Source organism: Pseudomonas sp. FW305-E2 (assembly GCF_058782925.1).
The window spans coordinates 24,579-43,847 of sequence record NZ_JBYSYE010000010.1; the positions used below are offsets into that span (position 1 = coordinate 24,579).

General features: G+C 56.2%; 15 protein-coding genes, 3 tRNA genes and 3 pseudogenes. 11 read left to right on the forward strand and 10 right to left on the reverse strand.

Features of this window, described 5'->3' with window-relative positions; all coding sequences use genetic code 11:
- Together AC3WLP_RS11145 and AC3WLP_RS11150 are read left to right on the forward strand one after the other, a co-directional pair.
- A tRNA-Arg gene (locus AC3WLP_RS11145) sits at window positions 1-77 on the forward strand.
- Between the two features lie 73 nt (window positions 78-150).
- Window positions 151-227: transfer RNA gene (locus AC3WLP_RS11150), tRNA-Arg, on the forward strand.
- A 20-nt stretch (window positions 228-247) separates the two neighbouring features.
- Here the strand turns inward: AC3WLP_RS11150 and AC3WLP_RS11155 are convergent.
- Window positions 248-430 carry a hypothetical protein gene (locus tag AC3WLP_RS11155; protein ID WP_127644222.1) on the reverse strand — a complete coding sequence of 61 codons (183 nt, stop codon included), beginning with the start codon at window positions 428-430 and terminating at the stop codon, window positions 248-250.
- Between the two features lie 193 nt (window positions 431-623).
- Between AC3WLP_RS11155 and mgtE the strand changes: the two genes are divergently transcribed.
- Entirely contained in the window at window positions 624-2,066 is a 1,443-nt protein-coding gene (mgtE, locus tag AC3WLP_RS11160) for a magnesium transporter (RefSeq protein ID WP_003254500.1), read from the forward strand.
- A 106-nt stretch (window positions 2,067-2,172) separates the two neighbouring features.
- Here mgtE and AC3WLP_RS11165 read toward each other — a convergent pair whose 3' ends face one another.
- Entirely contained in the window at window positions 2,173-2,499 is a 327-nt protein-coding gene (locus AC3WLP_RS11165; protein ID WP_003254499.1) for an Arc family DNA-binding protein, read from the reverse strand.
- 69 nt (window positions 2,500-2,568) lie between these two features.
- On the opposite strand from AC3WLP_RS11165, the gene AC3WLP_RS11170 reads away from it, so the two are divergent.
- From AC3WLP_RS11170 to AC3WLP_RS11185, 4 genes are all read left to right on the forward strand, one after another.
- Complete coding sequence (locus tag AC3WLP_RS11170) at window positions 2,569-2,772, forward strand: hypothetical protein (RefSeq protein WP_014755754.1); 204 nt, start codon at window positions 2,569-2,571, stop codon at window positions 2,770-2,772.
- Window positions 2,773-2,843: 71 nt separating this feature from the next.
- Window positions 2,844-3,437: a phosphonate metabolism protein/1,5-bisphosphokinase (PRPP-forming) PhnN gene (gene phnN / locus AC3WLP_RS11175; protein ID WP_012051583.1), complete on the forward strand. Its 594-nt coding sequence runs from the start codon at window positions 2,844-2,846 to the stop codon at window positions 3,435-3,437.
- Window positions 3,438-3,548: 111 nt separating this feature from the next.
- Window positions 3,549-3,625, forward strand: a tRNA-Arg gene (locus tag AC3WLP_RS11180).
- A gap of 201 nt (window positions 3,626-3,826) precedes the next feature.
- The gene (locus AC3WLP_RS11185) at window positions 3,827-4,336 is read left to right on the forward strand and encodes a DUF2971 domain-containing protein (protein ID WP_088513391.1); all 510 of its coding nucleotides are present in this window, start codon (window positions 3,827-3,829) and stop codon (window positions 4,334-4,336) included.
- 193 nt (window positions 4,337-4,529) lie between these two features.
- Here AC3WLP_RS11185 and AC3WLP_RS11190 read toward each other — a convergent pair.
- Window positions 4,530-4,764: pseudogene (locus AC3WLP_RS11190) on the reverse strand (recombinase family protein); the annotation flags it as partial.
- Window positions 4,765-4,984: 220 nt separating this feature from the next.
- On the opposite strand from AC3WLP_RS11190, the gene AC3WLP_RS11195 reads away from it, so the two are divergent.
- Complete coding sequence (locus AC3WLP_RS11195; protein WP_088513390.1) at window positions 4,985-5,776, forward strand: hypothetical protein; 792 nt, start codon at window positions 4,985-4,987, stop codon at window positions 5,774-5,776.
- Between the two features lie 739 nt (window positions 5,777-6,515).
- Here AC3WLP_RS11195 and AC3WLP_RS11200 read toward each other — a convergent pair.
- A complete protein-coding gene (locus AC3WLP_RS11200; protein WP_219732826.1) occupies window positions 6,516-6,827 on the reverse strand; it encodes a DUF5677 domain-containing protein in 312 nt (103 codons plus the stop codon).
- Between AC3WLP_RS11200 and AC3WLP_RS11205 the strand changes: the two are divergent.
- A pseudogene (locus AC3WLP_RS11205) lies at window positions 6,728-6,991 on the forward strand (integrase core domain-containing protein); the annotation flags it as partial. The gene AC3WLP_RS11200 and the pseudogene AC3WLP_RS11205 overlap by 100 nt on opposite strands.
- Window positions 6,992-7,211: 220 nt before the next feature.
- Here the strand turns inward: AC3WLP_RS11205 and AC3WLP_RS11210 are convergent.
- The gene (locus AC3WLP_RS11210) at window positions 7,212-9,395 is read right to left on the reverse strand and encodes a P-loop ATPase, Sll1717 family (protein ID WP_256596059.1); all 2,184 of its coding nucleotides are present in this window, start codon (window positions 9,393-9,395) and stop codon (window positions 7,212-7,214) included.
- A gap of 438 nt (window positions 9,396-9,833) precedes the next feature.
- Here AC3WLP_RS11210 and AC3WLP_RS11215 point away from each other — a divergent pair.
- Window positions 9,834-10,817, forward strand: a pseudogene (locus AC3WLP_RS11215) (IS5 family transposase).
- A 1,038-nt stretch (window positions 10,818-11,855) separates the two neighbouring features.
- On the opposite strand, the gene AC3WLP_RS11220 reads toward AC3WLP_RS11215, so the two are convergent.
- Both AC3WLP_RS11220 and AC3WLP_RS11225 read right to left on the reverse strand, forming a co-directional pair.
- The gene (locus tag AC3WLP_RS11220) at window positions 11,856-13,238 is read right to left on the reverse strand and encodes an amino acid permease (protein ID WP_012051584.1); all 1,383 of its coding nucleotides are present in this window, start codon (window positions 13,236-13,238) and stop codon (window positions 11,856-11,858) included.
- A 304-nt stretch (window positions 13,239-13,542) separates the two neighbouring features.
- On the reverse strand, window positions 13,543-14,070 hold the full coding sequence (locus AC3WLP_RS11225) for a hypothetical protein (RefSeq protein ID WP_012051585.1): 528 nt from the start codon (window positions 14,068-14,070) through the stop codon (window positions 13,543-13,545).
- Window positions 14,071-14,285: 215 nt separating this feature from the next.
- Here AC3WLP_RS11225 and AC3WLP_RS11230 point away from each other — a divergent pair, with 215 nt between their 5' ends.
- On the forward strand, window positions 14,286-15,284 hold the full coding sequence (locus AC3WLP_RS11230) for a sensor domain-containing diguanylate cyclase (RefSeq protein ID WP_014755759.1): 999 nt from the start codon (window positions 14,286-14,288) through the stop codon (window positions 15,282-15,284).
- A gap of 272 nt (window positions 15,285-15,556) precedes the next feature.
- Here the strand turns inward: AC3WLP_RS11230 and lpdA are convergent, their stop codons facing one another.
- From lpdA to AC3WLP_RS11245, 3 genes are read right to left on the reverse strand one after another with little or no spacing between them, the layout of a single operon-like run.
- Window positions 15,557-16,936: a dihydrolipoyl dehydrogenase gene (lpdA, locus tag AC3WLP_RS11235; RefSeq protein ID WP_014755760.1), complete on the reverse strand. Its 1,380-nt coding sequence runs from the start codon at window positions 16,934-16,936 to the stop codon at window positions 15,557-15,559.
- 2 nt (window positions 16,937-16,938) lie between these two features.
- Window positions 16,939-18,210 (reverse strand): dihydrolipoamide acetyltransferase family protein, encoded by a 1,272-nt coding sequence (locus tag AC3WLP_RS11240; protein WP_010955112.1) that lies wholly within the window; start codon window positions 18,208-18,210, stop codon window positions 16,939-16,941.
- Window positions 18,211-19,269, reverse strand: a complete 1,059-nt coding sequence (locus AC3WLP_RS11245) for an alpha-ketoacid dehydrogenase subunit beta (protein ID WP_012051588.1) — start codon at window positions 19,267-19,269, stop codon at window positions 18,211-18,213.

Genomic DNA, 19,269 nt, shown 5'->3' on the forward strand with positions numbered 1-19,269 from the left:
GGACTCATAGCTCAGCTGGATAGAGTACTCGGCTACGAACCGAGCGGTCGCAGGTTCGAATCCTGCTGAGTCCGCCACTTTCTTGAAGTGGTTCTGCTTGCAAAGCCATTTCAGTCAACCAGTGGTAACCTGGTCTAAAACTACCATCACGGACTCATAGCTCAGCTGGATAGAGTACTCGGCTACGAACCGAGCGGTCGCAGGTTCGAATCCTGCTGAGTCCGCCATACCCCATCAAAAAGCCCGCTCAATAGAGCGGGCTTTTTGTTTGTGCGCCAATGAATTCTTGAGCCTGTCGATCTACGCTCTTCTGTAATGATTGCGGTGTAGTCTTGAGCCGCTGAGCGGCCTCAAAAATCAAATGTGCTTTCTCATCCACAACAACCGTCGCACTGATAGCTTCGAGCGTTGTCCCAGCTTTATCACGCAAACGATTGTTCTGGCCAAAAATTTAAGCGATCTGACAGCTTTAGCAGTGTATGATTGCGCCCGTCAGCCCCGCCGGGGCTTGTGGAAAACCACCATGGACTTACCCAGTAGTTACTCGCTAACACGATTCATACAGAAAGATCTGACCGATTGATTCCCTCGGCGTGCTCCGCTGCTGGGAGTGGAGTTCGCCTATGACCGAAGTAGAAGTTAAAAAAGCGCAAGAAAGCCTGCAGGATCGCCTGGCCCAGGTGGTTGAACTGCTGCAGCGTCAGCGCATGGTCGAAGACCTGACCCATCGCCAGGAAGGCGCGCACAATGACCTGGTGGAAAACCTGGTCCACCGCCAGAACCTCGTCGAGCTGCAGCGCAAGCTCGATGACCTGCACCCCGCCGACATCGCCTACATCCTCGAAGCCTTGCCCCTGGAAGATCGCCTGACGGTCTGGCAGCTGGTGCGCTCGGAGCGCGATGGCGACATCCTGCTGGAAGTTTCCGATTCGGTTCGCCAATCGCTGATCGCCGACATGGACGATCACGAGCTGCTGGCTGCCGCCAAGGAGATGGACGCCGACGAACTGGCCGACCTCGCCCCAGAGCTGCCGCGTGACGTTGTTCACGAGCTGATGGAAACCCTCGATGCCCAGCAACGCGAGCGAGTGCGTTCGGCGCTGAGCTACGACGAGGAGCAGGTCGGTGCGCTGATGGACTTCGAGATGGTCACCATCCGCGAAGATGTCAGCCTGGAAGTGGTGCTGCGCTACCTGCGCCGCCTGAAAGAATTGCCGAACCACACCGACAAATTGTTCGTGGTCGATTACGACGGCATCCTCAAGGGGGTATTGCCGATCAAGCGCCTGCTGGTCAACGACCCGGAGAAGAAGGTGGCGGAGGTCATGGCGACCGACCCTGTCTCCTTCCAGCCCGAGGAAGATGCCTACGATGCAGCGCAGGCTTTCGAGCGTTATGACCTGGTATCCGCCCCGGTGGTGGACAAGAGCGAACGCCTGATCGGCCGTCTGACCATCGACGAAATGGTTGACCTGATCCGTGAGGAAAGCGAGAGCGAAGTCCTCAACATGGCGGGTCTGCGTGAAGAGGAAGATATTTTCGCCTCGGTCTGGCGTTCGTTCCGCAACCGTTGGGCGTGGCTGGCCATCAATCTGATTACCGCGTTCGTTGCTTCGCGAGTGATCGGGTTGTTCGAAGGTTCGATTGAAAAGCTGGTGGCGTTGGCTGCGTTGATGCCGATCGTTGCGGGTATTGGTGGCAACTCTGGTAACCAGACCATCACCATGATCGTCCGCGCCATGGCCCTGGACCAAGTGTCGCCAGGCAATACCAGCCGCTTGATGCGCAAGGAGTTGGCGGTGTCGCTGATCAACGGCCTGGTTTGGGGCGGCGTGATTGGTGCGGTGGCTTTCTGGCTGTATGGCAGCTGGTCGCTGGGGGTGGTGATGACCGCAGCGATGACCTTGAACTTGTTGTTGGCAGCGCTGATGGGCGTGCTGATCCCGATGACATTGGCTCGCCTGGGGCGCGACCCTGCGATGGGGGCGAGCGTGATGATCACTGCTGTGACCGACAGCGGTGGTTTCTTCATCTTCCTTGGGCTGGCGACGCTGTTCCTGTTGTAAGCCGATCCTCCCTGTGGGAACGTCCCGCAGGGAAATGCCTTTGCTGCCAATCAGTCATCCACAAAAAAGCCAGCTTACGCTGGCTTTTTTGTGTTCGCTGCAGGCCTCAGGAAGCGTCTGCGGCCATTTCCACATCGTGAGCGATGAGGGCGACCAAGGCGTTCTGCTGGCGGTGGGACAGTTGGCGGAAACGCTGCAGCAACTCGCGCTCATGCAGGGACAGCTCGGGGCTGTCCAGGCGCATGCTCAGTTCGTCACCCAGCGCACCTTCCTGGATAAGGCTCTGTTCCAGGCGTGCAATGATCTCGGAGTTCATGCTGCGGTGGTGGTTGCGTGCTACCTCGGCAATGCGCTCACGCATTCCGTCTGGCAGGCGGACGACGAACTTGTCAGCGGTGCGGCTCGAATAAATAGCCTGTTTCATTGGGCGCATATAAATTGACCAGAGTTTGGTTCAGGGGAAGCGGTTCTCAAATTGGCCGCACGGGATGGAAGTACGACCGTGGCGACGACAAAATGTTCAACCGCCAGTGAAAAATGGATGCTCATCTTGCCTCATGGTCGCCGTTTGCTTGGCGTCAATTATGTGACAAATAGTGAGCCGGATAAAGGCTTTATGCCAGTACCAATTATCAGAAATGAGCACTGGTTTGAAAAGTTTTACATGCTCTGGCTAGCCTGGCCGTCAGTCTTTTGCCGTCAATAATCGGTAAAACGCAGAAAAATGCCCAGAAAAGCCCTAGAATGCGCCGGTTCTCTCCATAGAGCATAGTGGCTATGCAACATGACGCAAGCGACCGCCGATCAGGGACGGGCCGGTTGATATTTCTGGTGGGGCCGTCGGGTTCCGGGAAAGACTCCCTGATCGACGCTTCGCGTGAGCAACTGGCCCTCGCCGGGGTAGAAATTGCCCGCCGGGTCATCACCCGTTCGGCCGAAGCCAAAGGCGAAGCTGCCCAAGGGGTCACGCCTGAGCAGTTTGAGACCTTGCGTGCGCAGGGTGCGTTTGCCATGCACTGGCGGGCCAATGGCCTTGACTATGGCATACCCCGGCAGGTGGACCAGTGGTTGGCGGCGGGGAGGGCAGTGCTGGTGAATGGCTCGCGGGCTTATCTGCCAGAAGCCCGTCAGCGCTACCCGGATTTGTTGGCCGTGTTGGTCAAGGTCAAGCCTGAGGTGCTGCGCCAGCGCTTGCTGGCCCGGGGCCGGGAAACTGCAGAAGAAGTGGAGCAGCGCCTGGTGCGCAGCGCACGCTTGCAAGCTGCAGCCGACCCGTCGGTGCATGTGCTGGATAATTCTTCCACACTGGAGGCGGCGGTCGCCGCATTCGTTTCGCTGCTTCGCCATCAGGGCGTGCTACCGCGGGGATAGCAGCCGCAGAAAAGGATTACGCGAAAAAGCCCAGTTGAGGCATGACAAACGCCAGCATGCTGGTTAACATGCTGGCCATCCCGCTGTGCAGCGCTCGCTGCCGGTCGTAGCGTCTCAGTAGCTCAATTGGATAGAGCATCCCCCTCCTAAGGGGAAGGTTGCAGGTTCAATTCCTGCCTGGGACGCCATATATTTCAGTGCTTTAGGTGCTCTGCAGAGGGCTCGGTTTACTTCTGCGGGTGCAGGATGAATGCAGTAGAGCATTCTCTATCACTACACCAGCCAGCATGGATTGCTCGGATTTCTCTCCAGCAAGGCTGCCTGTGCAACCAATACGCATTTCCTAAACGACCCTACTTAATTCGTTCACGCACTTCTTTGCGCAGGCGATGGCCAGCGGTGCCTACGATGACGATTACTGGGCGCATTTTGGTGCCGCTCTCTACCGCAGCGTGGATCAGATGCGGGGGGAAGATCTGTACGTTTCATCGTTCAGTGAAAGGCCGGATTTGTTGAGCCAGTGGCGGGGGTACTGTCCTGGTGGAAGTGGCTACTGCATTGGTTTTGATCAAGCGCTATTGGCGGAATACTGCGAGGAGCAGGGTATTAGGCTGGAGAAATCTCTCTTCAAGCATGACGACCAGCTAGGTGCCGTAGCGAGAATAATCTCAGCTGCTAGAGACGCGTTTCCGTCGATCCCTTACACCGAGGATGTGTTTCACTCCCTCCCACCCAAGGAAAAGGTCGAGTCGATGTTCGAGCTACAACGCCGGCTCGACGGCGAGCTCAAACCTGAAGCGGACGTAGTAATTGAAAGAGCTTGCGAACTGCTGTTGGGCCTTGCCTCATTGTTCAAGCACGAAGGATTTCACGAGGAGGCGGCGAATAATCGCCAGTAAGCCGACACAGGAGGTCTGCTTCCGACCAGGGCCGTCATATGTCATACCTTTCATCTCGTTGGATATGCTCAAGGCTAAGCCTGCGGCACTCAAGAAAGTGATAGTAGGACCAAACCCAAACCTGCGGCGAGCCGTCAAGGCTGCGGAGATCTTAGTGGGGAAATATGGGTATGACGCCGACATCGTGACCTCTTCAGCCATACCGTTCAATAATTGGTAATGTAGACGAATCTCGTATCTGCAGCAGGGTCGTGGTGGAGCAGTTAGCGTGCCGTCGCTCGGACACCCATGCCGGTCGCCAGCAATTTCTTCACACGCTTGTGCAGGCCGGCGTCTACAGGAAGCCCTTGGGATCTGCCCTGAGCCTTCGCTTTCTCAATGTCCTGCGCCTGACGCTCCCGGCGCTGCTCATAAACCTTCTTGGGGATGTCAAGATTTGAGCCCGCGCCTTGAAAACCGTGTGGTGTTATTGGCAAAATTCCACCAGTACCCCCGTGATTCCCCCCATCTAGGCGCTATCGCGCAGGTCGGGGCTCTGCCACGTTGCGGGTTCGCCTCCCGGCTGCCCCCTCATGGAGCGTGAGAGGCGCTAGTCAGCCAGATAGCCGCATACGCCTTTCAGCCCTGTAAGCATGCATGGAGCAAGCAGTGAGTGATTTCATCAGTAACAATTGGCTATCAATTGCATCCATCCTCATTGGTGTACTTGTAGCTTATGTTTTTTATCGGCTTCAACAGAAAGACTCGGCTTCAGCTGCTTCTGAGAGGACTAAGCACGCCACCTCAGATCTACTCGATGTGGTTGAAAGCTATGTCATCAATAAACAAGACCTGTCGCGCACCTTGATCGACAACCTCATTCAAGCCGCTGAGCGGTTTCACAAAGTTTCACTCAGCTCCTCGTGTACACCTATCACACTGCTCCAGGATGTTTCCCTACGGCTTCAAAGAAGCCGACATCTTGACATCCCCCAGAAATCGAACTATTCAACTAAAATCGAAGAACTTATCAGCGATGTAAGAACTGAGCTGGAGCCTTTAACCTGGGAGCGTATGAGGTTCGATAGTTCTGAGATCATCACAGAGGTGCTCGCCGTCGTTCCCGTAGAACACAGGCAACAAGTTGAAGAGGATCTAAATAAACTAGGTATGATTGGGGAGATTGCCAAAAATGAAGGTGCATTAACCCAGTACAGCGAGAGGCTGGGCAAAATGAGTTGGTTATCTGTCGCAACCACCGCCCTGTCGGGTGTTGCAGCAGCGATGGTTGTGGCCACTATAGGGAATAAACTATTTTTCGATAGCGTAATAGTGACCCCTGGTCAGGGCAGGCTCATTTCTACATTGACCATCACGTCAGCTCTTATTATCACCACATTTTTTGTTTCGTACGCGCTGCGTTGGCTTGGTAGATATCGCGCGGCTGCAGAAAACAACTGACTCTCAGTTTCAATTGACGACTTGAAGACTATCATTTTCTCGGTAGACGGCCTGCACTAGCTCGTCAAAAGCCTAGCGGCGCCGCGACATGGATTGGGTTGGAAAGGGGAACCTGCTACAGCTCCTGTACGACTTCCCCGGCCAAGTGCCTGAGATTAACCGCGAATGGCGGTGCACGCTCACGGGGTGACACCACCGCCAATAAATTCTGCTTGATCCTCACAGGTTGGATCGGCGTTTCAGGCTTCAATTGAATTGAGACTTTCGCCGTTCAAGGACGTGATTAAGAATTTAATCTGTTTCATCGCTTACTGCTTTTTTCATTAAACAGTCTCCTTTCGCTTGTAGTGTCTCCGATGCTTTAAATACTTCTTTCAAACTCTCATGCCACAGCCAAAGAAACTTGGTATTTACAGGTGTCTCTTCATCTGGAAGTGCTAAGATAAGCGCAGTTGTGGCGTTAATTAGCGATAGGCAGGGTGCACTGCATTGGTTCCAACAATCTTTCGTTTGATGGTCCAGTCAGTAACAGATCTTCTCCTGATATCGAGGTTCCTAGTTTGAAACCAATACTATCGATTCCAGTATGTACATACTGGTGGGCAAACCCAAAGTGATTCCTCAGATAGCCAAGCCCAACAAAATCCTAAGTTTCGTTAAGTTTGATTTCCGATTTGTGTTTTTCAAGCTTTCCCAAGGCTTTGTTTGCCCAGTCGAAAGTTTTTGCAAAAGCAGGCTTTTACCTCAAGCATCTGTTTTGCTCAAGTTCAAATCGCTCTATCTGTTGAGGCGTGATCGCCTCGAGCTGGAGATCATTATTCGCATTATAATGGATCGCCCTTTTCAATTGCAGAACGCTTTGGTAGTCGGTGAATCTGGTCGAAAGGTCCTCATCACCTTCGCATATAAACTTAGTTATTAAAGAGGTCTCATGAAGCGTCCGCCACCTGTCGTCAGTTCCGCCAGAGACTGTGGCGCTACCGCATGTGCCGCCGAGGCAGCTGCTGGGATAATGCGCCGATGGAGCGAGTATTTCGTAGATTGAAATCAGAGTGGATACCGACCACTGGCTACCTGACCGGGCAGCAAGCTCAACGAGACATTAGCCAGTACCTGATGGGCCACTACAACTGGATCCGACCCCATCACTTCAACAATGGACTGGCTCCGGCGAAAGCTGAAGAAAAACTCAAAACCGTGTCCGGGATGAGTTGACCACTACACTGCATCCACAAGGCCAAGAATATAGCCTTCCGCTTTGCCTCCGGTTTCGCGAAAATCTTGCTCAGTGGTGCTGCTGTGGATGTCGTCTACTAGTCGCTTCCAGCATGCGGCCTGGCGCTTACCGATAGCATCGTTAGAGAATGACCTGAGAAAGCATCGAATTTATGAGGTTTTGAGGGGCCGTGATTATAAGCCACAGCCCAGTCTTCCTTTAGGCAGAGATAGAGCTGCTAGTCTTTTTCTTTTTGGATCGTGAGTTTGAACTTTTTATTGAAAGGTAGTTTCGTTCGTAGGTGTCCAGTAGGGAGTTCATTTGTTTGTCCACGGCATCATGTTTTTCGGGGTTTCGAAGCTTTAGCAGTAGTTTGCAAAGGTACTTTGCTGGGAGTTTTATGATCAAAGATTGATGCCCGTGGAAGATTTCTTTGACCCAATCAAGGTCTTTCCCGTTGTGAAGGTTCTCATCTAGGTCTCTATTAATTATGAAGCCAAGCTTGCCATAGCTACCGGTTAGGTATGATTGAAGCTGGCGATATTCGTCGGGGCCAAGCTCGCCGTAATTTTTTGCGTCGAATACTACTTGTCTGCACTTGTAGTCTGAGTAAACGCGTCGCCAAAAATCAGAGCTCTCATTGTTTGTTCCTACTATATCTCTTCGCTGGACGGCAGCCCCATTCGGATGAAGTTGCAAGTTTATGAGGTGTGCAGCGAATACAATCCGTAGACTTTCCAGGCACCATGCTTCAAATGCCCTGTCACCTTCTCGGCCACTAGGAATCTTGTCAAGTTGGGATATAACTTGCCCGATTTTCGTGCTGCGGATTTCAGGGGTCGAGGACTGAACCGTGATATCGTACTCATCATTGATTTCCTCAGCCTCTCCCTCGGTGAGGGCATTCTTACTCAAGTTCAACCCTAACCAGTAGCATGGGTGTATCAAAATCTTATCTTGGTCTGAAAATCCCTTGTCTGGAGTTCGACCGTCATGGCAGAAGGAATATGAGGATGAGTTGCTGTCATGCACGCCAATGAAGCCTACACTATATAGTGACTGAAGGACTCCGCTGGGCTGTAAAATACGTGCTTCAGCTAGTGCAGCATGCTCGCCCGAATCTTCAAGCTGTTCGAAGGCAGAGCTTAAGGTGAGTAAGGCATGACTTGCTGATAATTCAGGCTCACCATCTTTAAAGCAAGACGTTGCGCTTTGTATGGCAGGGAATATTTTTTGATATTCCTTCCAGAGATCTTCTAGTCTAGCTAGTGATATGGATTGGGCAGCATACTCTAGATCCGAGATGATTGCGGTGTCCCGGTTCTGGCGGGCAGCGCAAAAGAACGCCTCATTGAGAAGCGACAACAAGTCTCTCGGTCTGTACAAAGTGAATTGGAGGCACTTTTTGAATCCTTCTCTTCCTTGAAGTTCACCCGCTGTACACCTATCCCATACTCGTTGATCCTTCTCAATATTGAGATTGAAGGATATTTTTAACCTGCCAGTCGCCAGCATTAGCAGCTGCGCCCAATCCCAGTGGAGGCGTATAACTTGGCCTTCAATATTGCGCGAATAATCTGGGTCTTCTTTGGCTAAAGCCCGATAAATGTTGTCTCTTAAAAAGACAATGGGGCGAATTTGATCGGATTTTTTGTTGAGTTCAATTGCTGCGTACGCCAGCCCAGCAATTATTCCTATTCCGACCGCATCTGGCTCATATCCTTCGTCAAGGCGATCCATAAGTATGACGATACGTTTCTTGGCTTTGCCTAAGAGATCGATGACCTTTTCTTCAACGGATTCAAGTTCTAAATTGCCAGATAAGTCGCCGACAGCTTCTTCGCATGAATTAGCAGTTAAGAATTCTTTTGCGATTTTGCGGCACTTCGTAAGAAAGCTACCTTTAACAGAGTTCCATCGGTCTATGTGTGCTCTTAGTTCGTTGTCTTTGTCGACGAGACTTGACGTTTTATAGTTGCTCGCAATGTAAGATGCCATTTCCATTAATAGAGAGTAACGCCATAGAAGCCTTGTAGCTGCACGGGATAGGTTAAAAGATTCTGAGAAAGGCTTCATAAGAGACCGAAATCCGATAATTTCGCTGTCCTCTGGAGCGAAGCTAAGAACTACAATCTGTTTGTCTCGCTCCCAGTGCTTCTTTAGTTGCAAAAATAAAGCACTCTTGCCTGTTCCTCTTCGACCTACCACAACTGTCCGATCATCCGATTCGATCAGAGTACGAAAATCACCTGTAGCAACAAAAGCGCCGTTTAACATTTTGTTGTCGTTCTCGGCAGTTATGTCGCCGAGAGGGTTGGATCTAAGCACATGCTGCATATCAAGCTTTCCTTGCCTGCTATCTCTTGTTGGCTCACATAATGGAGGATTGGTTTTATGATTCACAGTTGTACCTCCATCGTACGTCTGACAGAGGTTACGTCAGAATCGCAAGTGTTTGCTATATAACATTGATTGTAAGAATATGTTTCTTATAGCGATCGGGTATAGCGGGCTGAGGTGATTTATGGCGCCATGGGAGCCTTGAGTAGTGCCGTCTTAGTCAACCCTATGTGGTATGCGAGGGCTGCGGTATGCCTACGCGAGATGGCGAAGGCAAGATTCAATACGGGGCGATGCATGTGTTTTGGTGCAGGCTGTCATGTCACAGCGGGGAAGAATATGAGCTTCATCTCTGTGAAAGCTGCTTTTTCGCTCAGGCGGCGGAAATGATGCGGGTGCGGTGGCTCGCTGCTATGGATTCTCCGATCAAGTCAGCACAGGCCATCTGACCTGTGCTGAAATAGCCCTCCGTCCAACTGCCCTCTACAAGCCCGTCATCCCATGAGTCAGATGAGCTTTTCCGATTTCGAGTACGCCGGTAAGCGCAAGCAAACCCGCCGTGAGCGTTTTCTGGCCGAGATGGAGCAAGTCGTACCGTGGAGAGTTTTGCTTGCATTGATCGAACCGCATTACCCAAAGGCTGGCGGTGGCCGCAAGCTGTAGCCACTGGAAACCATGCTGCGTATCCACTTACTGCAAAACTGGTTTTCGCTGAGCGATCCGGCCATGGAAGAAGCACTGTACGAAATCACTTCGATACGCCACTTTGCTCGACTGACGCTCAGCGCGCCGATTCCCGAAGATACGACGATCATGAATTTCCGGCACCTGCTGGAGAAGCATCAGCTGGCGTCGGGCATTCTGGAAACCATCAACAATTATCTGCGAGACAAGGGCCAGTCGTTGCGCCAGGGCAACATTGTCGATGCCACCATCATCCACGCACCCAGTTCGACCAAGAACAAGGAAGGCAAGCGCGATCCTGAAATGCATCAAACGAAGAAGGGTGGCCAGTACTTCTTTGGCATGAAGGCGCATATCGGTGCCGAGGCGGAGTCGGGCCTGGTGCATCACGTTCACGGCACTGCAGCGAACGTAGCTAACGTGACAGAGGTCGCTCAACTATTGCATGGCGAAGAGAATGTCGTGTGTGCGGATGCGGGCTATACAGGCGTGGAAAAGCGACCAGAACACGAGGGACGGCAGGTGATCTGGCAGGTCGCTGCCCGCCTTAGCACCTACAAACACTTGAACAAACGCAGCGTGCTCTACAAAGCCAAGCGCAAGATCGAAAAGGCCAGGGCGCAAGTACGTGCGAAAGTGGAGCACCCGTTCTGGCTGATCAAACGCCAGTTCGGCTATGTAAAGACTCGCTTTCGTGGCTTGGCCAAAAACACGGCGCAACTGACCACGCTATTTGCGCTGTCGAATCTGTGGATGGTGCGCCGGCAATTATTGGCCACTGCAGGAGAGCTGCGCCTGTAGCGCGCAAAGAGCTAGGGCAAAGCCCTGGTTTTAAGCCGACTGAGGACTGAAAAATTGGTTGGGCGGCGTCAAAACGTCGCTCACTGCGCGTTCAAGGCAACTTGTTCGGAGTTTCCCTAGGCCATGTATGAAAGAGATGTCGTAAACACCGCATAGGACAGGCGAGCGAGATCATAGCTGTATAGCGTTTTGCGAGTTTGTGGAAACGTGTCATGAATCCTCCGATTCTTACTTCAGCGGCAGGCTCCTCAGGCCCTATTTTTTCCGGCGTCAGAAGAGGATTGAATTGCAGACACTGCGGTCGAGTCCATCTATCCGGGTTTGCAAATAGATCAAGCCTTCCTCATTCCGTTTGAGGTGCAGGGTTTGAGCATCCGATCGAATGCCCCCTGACTTCCCCAGCCCCAGAAACCGTTGATCCCAAGTCGACGTGCGCTGGCATGTCTCGCCACGCAGTTTCCTGGCAGAGAACTGGGAGCACACGATCGAGCATCAGGCGTTTGGGCGTGGCAGCCCCAGCCCTAGGGCTTAATGAAGAGATCCGAAGCCACAACCCTGGTCTCGTCCGAAAGTTCGTAATGCAATGTCGATAGTTCAGGTTGAGTCTTGCGTTCAGCGGGATGTTAAACGCATGAGGGCAACGTGCAATGGCATTTCAGAGGGGGGCTCCAACCTAGCAGGGCGTTTCCGATGACGCCATACAATTGCCTTGCGATGTTCATGAGCCGAACCATTGCGAAGGCTGTGAGGAATGCGTTCACACTCCCCAATAGATGATTGCTCCAGTTTCCGGTGCCTCAGGGGCTGTTTGTAGCTTCAACAGGCGTCTAGCCTCATGTTCAGGTGTGAGGCTAGACGCAGGAATTATTTCTAAAAATCAACAAGCTAGAGTGGGATGAATGGCGCTAGATAGGGTACCACCCCGGATAATGGTTCAATTCCAGCCTGGGACGCCATTCTTGTCATTCCTATTATTGTCTCCGTCGCCTTTGTCGCCGTCGTGCTGCTGTTGACAGCACCTGCGCTTGGCCAGCGCTGTCATGCATCACGTTCGTGGCATAACGCCGCGCTTGGGGCCAGCCGCTGACGCATCAGGAAGTACCCCGCCACCACCAGCAGTACCGTCAGCACCGTGAACCAGAATTGGAAACGCGATGCCGGGTCGAACGCCTGGGTGCCGATGACTGCCAGCAAGGCGAACAGCGCAATGATATTGGTGTAGGGGAACAGCCAGGCACGGAAGGCGTTTGGGGCGACCGCTTCGTGGCGGGTTTTCCTGCGCATCGCCACGTGGGCGATGATGATGAAGATCCATACGACCATGACCAGGCTGCCGGTACTCTTGGCCAAGGTCATGAACAGGTCGCCGCCACTGACAAAGTGTACGGTCAGGATCATCGTGCAGATCGACAGGCTCAGCAGCAGTGCATTGATCGGTACGCCCTTGGCACTGGTGCGTGAGAACAGCTTGGGCGCGTGACCGCGCTGGCTCAGCGAGAACAGCATGCGCGAGTTGGAGAACATGAACGAGTTCATCACCGACATGAACGAGACGAACAGCACCAGTTTCATGGCCACTGCAGCACCACCGAACCCGGCCAGGCTGAACAGCGAAACATAGGGCGAGGCCAGGTTGGCCTTGTCGGTCCAGGGCAGGCAAAGGATCAGGATCGACACAGAGCCTACGTAGAACAGCATCACCCGCAGGATCACGCTCTTGATCGCGCGGATCACGTTCTGTCGCGGGTTCTCTGACTCACCCGCGGCCACAGCGGCAATTTCGCTGCCGCCCAGGGAGAAAATCACCACGATAACGCCGGCCATCACCGGTGACAGGCCGTTGGGCATGAAGCCGTCATGGGCGGTGAGGTTGATCAGGCCGGGGGCGGGAATCTCACTGTGCAGGCCGAGCAGGATCGAGACGCCCAGCACCATGAAGATGAGGATGGTGGCGACCTTCATCGCGGCCAGCCAATACTCGACTTCGGCAAACGAACGCACCGAGTAGGCGTTGCTGGCCATGAGTGTCACCAGCATCAGGAAGGCACCTGCCCAGATCGGCAGCCAGGGTAGGAAGTCATGCAGGATGGCGCCCAGCAGTACCGCTTCCAGGGTGATGGTCATCATCGACTTGAACCAGTACAGCCAGCCGACCGTAAACCCTGCCCAGTCCCCGAGGTAGGTGTTGGCGTAGGTCGAGAACGACCCTGCATCCGGGTTGCGGCAGGCCATTTCGCCCAGCATGAACATGACCAGGGTGACCACCAGGCCACCAATGAAATACGACAGTATGGCCGCGGGCCCTGCCGATGCGATCAGTGAGCCCGAGCCCATGAACAGCCCTGCACCGATCACCCCACCCAGCGCGATCATGGTGATATGCCGCTGCTTGAGGCTTTGCTTCAAACCGTGTGATTGCATTTCCTTGTCCTCTCTTATTTTAGGGGGGATCCGACATCGTTCCCCTACGCAGGCATCGTCATGCGCCTGCGTCCACGCGTGGCAAATAGCTACCAGCCTGCCACCCTGGACAATAAGGCCAAGGATCTCAAACGAATTCTCTGCACAACATCCTGCCGATTTTTCCTGAGACCGGTGATGGCGCCGGTAGCGGTGCAGTTGACGAAGCCATGCACCACCTGACCATCGACGCCACCGGACACCGGTCAGGCTGAAGCGCCTTGGACGAACTGCGGCGCTCTCCTTACCGGCCGCTTCCACTGCTTCATATCGGGCTTGCCGCTTGTTGCTCTTCATCCAGGCCGCCGTCCGCTTTGGCGATCTGCTCTTGCGCTTTCTCCTCGATCTTGCGCTTGATGTCTTCTTTCATGCGCTGGGCGATCAACTCGTCGACCTTTGCTTTCATTTCGGGCGGCAGGGCGTCGTACTCTTCTTCGGTCAAGCCTATTTCACGCAGCAGTTTTTCCTTGATCATCTCGCCGGGCGACTTGGACATGAAGTCGTGAAATTCCTGCCGGGCAGTCTTGGGCGGCAGAGGTTCTCCGATGACCGGCTCGGTGGTCGCAGAACTCAGGTTTTGCAGCATCACCTTGAATTTGGCAAAGGCTTCTGCACGAGCATCCTCTGCATTTTGCTGAGCGGTGCTGCCTCCATTCTGCTGTTGGCTCGCCGTGTTGGCGGTGGATATTGGCGTGCGGACAGGCGCAATCTGGGCCACTGCCTGCTCATCGCTGGTGGACCGAGGCTGATGGAGCGTGGGCTGCCAGCTCACGCCGTTAGCGGCGATTATCATGTTTCCTCCTTGGAAATCTCGTTGGCAGGTACCCAGCGCAAAAGCCATGCCAGCGCTGTGCCGGTCGAAATCAGGGCGTTGGCGCTATTTCGGTTGCACACGGGTGGGCATATGCTTGCCCGTGATAGGCATCATCTTGCCGCTCGCGGCAATCAACACCACTGTCGGCAGCCCCTTGATCGGAGCGCAGTTGCTGGGCATCAGGGAGAGCGTCCATGAGTCAAGAAACCCGGCCGGTACCTGCCGGCTTCAGTGAACAGCAATTGCACACCTTGTTCGACTTGATCAGCGATGGCATCTGGGACTGGAATGCCAATACCGGTTACGTTTATCGCAACCCGGGCTGGTACAGCATGCTGGGTTATGCCAGTCACTCCATGGCCAACTCGGTATTTACCTGGGAAAGCGTGATCCATCCCGAAGACTACCCCCGGGTAATGGCCCATTTCGAGGCCTATATCAATCAGCGCAACGAGCGCTACCGCATTGAATACCGTTGCCGTTGTCAGGACGGCAGCTACATCTGGATCGAAGACAGCGGCTACGTCATCGCGCATAACGAGGACGGTTCCGTGGCACGCATGCTGGGTGCGCATCGCAATATCGACGCTGGCAAGCGCTTGGTGACACAACTGGAACAGAAGAACCAGTCGCTGGAATTTCAGGTGGCCGAACGCACCCGTGAGTTGTCCTGGGTGAATCAGCAGTTGCAGCGGCAACTGGACGAAAACCGTGAATTGGCCGAACGCGATGCGTTGACCCGTGTTGCCAACCGTTACCGGCTGGAGAGCGCGTTGCAGCGGGAGTGCCAGCGCGCCCAGCGCTTCCGCCAGCCGTTGTCGCTGATCGCCATGGACATGGATGATTTCAAACCGATCAATGACCGCTACGGTCACGCCCGTGGCGATGCGGCGCTGGTTCGGGTGGCCGAAAGCCTGCGCACCTGCTTGCGCGAACTGGACCTGCTGGCGCGCTGGGGCGGCGACGAGTTCGTCATCGTGCTGCCGCAGACCGCGTTGGGGGAGGCGCTGGATGTGGCGGCGCGCTTGCGCCAGGTGCTGGAGCAGGTGGAGCCGGTGGGTGATTGCCGGCTGACCATGAGTTATGGCGTGGTGCAATGGCTGGAAGGGGAGGACCCGCACGCGCTGCTGGCGCGTGCCGACAAGGCGCTCTACAGGGCCAAGGGTACAGGCAAGAATGCAATTGCCGAGTAGCTAGTGTGGTGTTTCACAAATAACGACCATAACTCGCGGCGCTTTTTGCGCTCATGCGGCGTTGTCGCTCCTCGCCGTTGCTGGGCTACGCCTCGTCGCGACGCCTTGCCTGAGCGCAAAAAACGCTCGCGGTTTATTGGCCGTATTTGCAAAACACCACACTAGCCCCTTAAAGAGCGTGCAGTTTTCTGAAGGCTTGGATGGCCTGAATGAAAAAAGACCCGCAGCGCCTCTCGGCGCAGCGGGCCAAATCGGCCTCGGCCGCTTCAGTGTCAGATATGCAAGGCGTGGCCCAACGCGCGCAGGGCGGCTTCTTGCACCGCTTCACCCAACGTGGGGTGGGCATGAATGGTGCCGGCCACATCTTCCAGGCACGCGCCCATCTCCAGCGATTGGGCAAACGCGGTGGACAGCTCGGAGACCGCCACGCCAACCGCCTGCCAACCCACGATCAGGTGGTTGTCACGGCGCGCCACCACCCGCACGAAACCGCTTTTCGACTCCAGGCTCATGGCCCGGCCATTGGCGGCAAACGGGAACTGCGCGACGATGCAGTCCAGGCCCTGCTGGCTGGCTTGTTCCGGGGTCTTGCCGACCACCACCACTTCCGGGTCGGTAAAGCACACGGCGGCAATCGCTGCCGGCTCGAAGCGTCGGGCCTTGCCGGCGATGATTTCGGCGACCATCTCGCCTTGGGCCATGGCCCGGTGCGCCAGCATCGGTTCGCCAGCGACGTCGCCAATGGCCCAGACGTTGTGCATGCTGGTATGACAGCGCTCGTCGATGGCAATGGCGGTGCCGTTCATCTTCAGGTCCAGGCATTCCAGGTTGAAGCCCTTGGTGCGTGGCCGGCGGCCCACGGCCACCAGTACCTGATCGGCTTCAAGACGCAGTTGCCCACCCTTGCCGTCGCTGGCCAGCAGGCAGCCATTTTCGTAGCCCTCGACGCTGTGGCCCAGGTGCAACGCGATGCCCAGTTTCTTCAGCGACTCGGCCACCGGGGCGGTCAATTCGCTGTCGTAGGTCGGCAGGATGCGTTCGCGCGCTTCCACCACACTCACCTGTGCACCCAGCTTGCGATAGGCAATGCCCAGCTCCAGGCCGATATAGCCACCGCCGACCACCACCAGGTGTTGCGGCAGGGCTTTCGGCGCCAGGGCTTCGGTCGAGGAAATCACCGGGCCACCCAGCGGCAGCATCGGCAGTTCGACACTGGTGGAACCGGTCGCCAGCAACAGATGCTCGCACTGGATACGCTGGCCATCGACCTCGACCTGCTTGCCGTCCAGTACCTTGGCCCAGCCATGCACCACTTTCACCCCGTGCTTTTTCAGCAAGGCGGCAACACCGGTGGTCAGACGGTCGACAATGCCGTCCTTCCAGGTGACGCTCTGGCCGATGTCCAGGCGCGGCGAAGCCACGCTGATGCCCAGCGGCGAGGGTTCGGTAAAGCGCGAGGCTTGGTGAAACTGCTCGGCCACGTGGATCAGCGCCTTGGACGGGATGCAGCCGATGTTCAGGCAGGTGCCGCCCAGTGCCTGGCCTTCCACCAGTACGGTAGGAATGCCCAGTTGCCCGGCGCGGATGGCTGCTACATAGCCGCCAGGGCCGCCGCCGATGATCAACAGGGTAGTCTGGATAATCTGTTGCATGCTCACTCCACGAACAGGCAGGCGGGTTGTTCGAGCAGGCCACGCACGGCCTGGATGAACAGGGCGGCGTCCATGCCATCGACCACGCGGTGGTCGAACGAGCTGGACAGGTTCATCATCTTGCGCACGACGATCTGGCCATCAATCACCACCGGTCGTTCGACCATGCGGTTGACCCCGACGATTGCCACTTCCGGGGTGTTGACCACCGGCGTGCTGACAATGCCACCCAAGGCGCCGAGGCTGGTCAGGGTGATGGTCGAGCCGGACAGCTCCTCGCGGCTGGCCTTGTTGTTACGTGCAGCGTTGGCCAGGCGCGAAATCTCGCCGGCATTGGCCCACAGGCTGCCCGCTTCGGCGTGGCGCAGCACGGGTACCATCAGGCCGTTGTCACCCTGGGTGGCAATGCCCACATGCACCGCGCCATGGCGGGTGATGATCTGCGCTTCGTCGTCGTAGGTCGCGTTGATCTGCGGGAAGTCACGCAGCGCCACGACGAGGGCGCGCACCAGGAATGGCAGCAAGGTCAGTTTGCCGCGGCTGTCGCCGTGCTTGCTGTTGAGTTGCTGGCGCAGGGCTTCCAGGGCGGTGACGTCGATTTCCTCGACATAACTGAAGTGCGCGACCCGGCGTTTGGCGTCCTGCATGCGCTGGGCGATCTTGCGGCGCAGGCCGATCACCGGCACCTGCTCGCTGTCGGTGCGCTTGGCATAACCATCAGGTGCTTGCCCGGCATTGCTTTGCGGCTTGCTCATGAAGGCGTCGAGGTCTTCGTGCAGAATGCGCCCGGCCGGGCCGCTACCATGCACATAACGCAGTTCGATACCGGCGTCCAGGGCGCGTTTGCGCACGGCCGGCGAGGCCAGCGGCTTGTCGCCCGGCTGGCGCGGCACGATGGGCGCAGCTTCGTGGTTGGCGGGCGCCTGGTACACGGCGGGTTTTACGTCTTTCTGCGGTTCCGGCTTGGCTGCAATCGGGGCGGCCGGGGCCTCTACCGGTTTTGGCTGAGGCACGTCCACATGGTTGCCGCTGCCTTCCACTTCGATGCGGATCAGTTCGCTACCGACCGCCATCACTTCCCCGGGCTGGCCACCCAGGGCCAACACCTTGCCGCTGACCGGCGAGGGGATTTCCACGGTGGCCTTGTCGGTCATGACGTCGGCCACCACCTGATCCTCGGCGATGATGTCACCGACCTTGACGAACCATTCCACCAACTCGACCTGCGCGATGCCTTCGCCAATGTCCGGCATCTTGATGACGTGCGTGCCCATTCAGACCTCCATGACCTTTTTCAGTGCCGCACCTACCCGCGAAGGGCCGGGGAAGTAAGCCCATTCCTGTGCGTGAGGGTAGGGGGTGTCCCAGCCGGTGACGCGCTCGATCGGCGCCTCCAGGTGGTGGAAGCAGTGCTCCTGCACCAGCGACACCAGCTCGGCACCGAAGCCGCAGGTGCGGGTGGCCTCGTGCACCACCACGCAACGGCCAGTCTTTTTCACCGACTCGACGATAGTGTCCAGGTCCAGCGGCCACAGGCTGCGCAGGTCGATCACTTCGGCATCGACGCCGCTTTCTTCGGCGGCCACCTGGGCCACGTACACCGTGGTGCCGTAAGTCAGTACGGTCACGTCATTGCCAGGGCGGGTAATGGCGGCCTTGTCCAGCGGTACGGTGTAATAGCCGTCGGGCACGGCGCTGTGCGGGTGCTTCGACCATGGGGTTACAGGGCGGTCGTGGTGGCCATCGAACGGGCCGTTGTACAGACGTTTGGGCTCCAGGAAGATTACCGGGTCGTCGCATTCGATCGAGGCAATCAGCAGGCCTTTGGCGTCATAAGGGTTGGACGGCATCACGGTGCGCAGGCCGCAGACCTGGGTGAACATCGCTTCCGGGCTCTGGCTGTGAGTCTGGCCGCCATAGATGCCGCCGCCGCAAGGCATGCGCAGGGTCAGCGGGGCAATGAACTCGCCGGCCGACCGGTAACGCAGGCGGGCCAGCTCGGAGACGATCTGGTCGGAGGCCGGGTAGAAGTAGTCGGCGAACTGGATCTCCACCACCGGGCGCAGGCCATAGGCGCCCATGCCTACGGCGGTACCGACGATGCCGCTCTCGGAGATGGGCGCGTCGAACACGCGCGATTTGCCGTACTTGTTCTGCAGGCCTTCGGTGCAGCGGAACACGCCGCCGAAGTAACCGACGTCCTGGCCGTACACCACCACATTGTCGTCGCGCTCAAGCATGACATCCATGGCCGAGCGCAGGGCCTGGATCATGGTCATGGTAGTGGTGGCCATGGCGGTTTCCGGGTTGATGCTGTTGTTGTGGTCGTTCAT

Bases quoted from the DNA above. Each gene is read 5' to 3' on its own strand.
- AC3WLP_RS11220 (WP_012051584.1), bottom strand. From the start codon at position 13,238: ATGCAATCACACGGTTTGAAGCAAAGCCTCAAGCAGCGGCATATCACC.
- AC3WLP_RS11230 (WP_014755759.1), top strand. From the start codon at position 14,286: ATGAGTCAAGAAACCCGGCCGGTACCTGCCGGCTTCAGTGAACAGCAA.
- AC3WLP_RS11165 (WP_003254499.1), bottom strand. From the start codon at position 2,499: ATGCGCCCAATGAAACAGGCTATTTATTCGAGCCGCACCGCTGACAAG.
- mgtE (WP_003254500.1), top strand. From the start codon at position 624: ATGACCGAAGTAGAAGTTAAAAAAGCGCAAGAAAGCCTGCAGGATCGC.
- AC3WLP_RS11225 (WP_012051585.1), bottom strand. From the start codon at position 14,070: ATGATAATCGCCGCTAACGGCGTGAGCTGGCAGCCCACGCTCCATCAG.
- lpdA (WP_014755760.1), bottom strand. From the start codon at position 16,936: ATGCAACAGATTATCCAGACTACCCTGTTGATCATCGGCGGCGGCCCT.
- AC3WLP_RS11245 (WP_012051588.1), bottom strand. From the start codon at position 19,269: ATGAACGACCACAACAACAGCATCAACCCGGAAACCGCCATGGCCACC.
- AC3WLP_RS11185 (WP_088513391.1), top strand. From the start codon at position 3,827: ATGGCCAGCGGTGCCTACGATGACGATTACTGGGCGCATTTTGGTGCC.
- phnN (WP_012051583.1), top strand. From the start codon at position 2,844: ATGCAACATGACGCAAGCGACCGCCGATCAGGGACGGGCCGGTTGATA.
- AC3WLP_RS11240 (WP_010955112.1), bottom strand. From the start codon at position 18,210: ATGGGCACGCACGTCATCAAGATGCCGGACATTGGCGAAGGCATCGCG.